This window comes from Kitasatospora sp. MBT66 (assembly GCF_000710405.2).
In the GTDB taxonomy this organism is placed as follows: domain Bacteria; phylum Actinomycetota; class Actinomycetes; order Streptomycetales; family Streptomycetaceae; genus Kitasatospora; species Kitasatospora purpeofusca.
The window spans coordinates 1,372,160-1,372,482 of the sequence record NZ_JAIY01000006.1 but is presented as its reverse complement, the minus strand read 5'-3'; positions in this window follow the sequence as shown (position 1 = coordinate 1,372,482).

Sequence of the window (323 nt, the reverse complement as noted above, 5' to 3'; positions counted from 1 at the left end):
CCGCCGGGGCGGAGGTCGGGGCGGCGGTGACGGCCGGGTCGTCGTTCTCCGGACCGCAGGCGGTCAGCGCGAGTGCGAGCGCGGCCACCGGAACGGCCGCGCGCAGAGTGTTCCGAAGCTTCGTCAAGGTGTGTCTCCCCCGTGGATGATGTGGTCGGTGCGGCGCCGCGGACCGGTGGATCCGAGGTGCCGTCAGTGTCGGACGCGGACGGTGTCCGGTCGGTTCCGGAGCGGAACCCGCCGGATCGTACCGCCACCGGAGGAGGAGGGGGCAAGCCGTGATCGCGATCGTGCTGGGAGCGGTCCTGGCGGGGCTGCTGGTG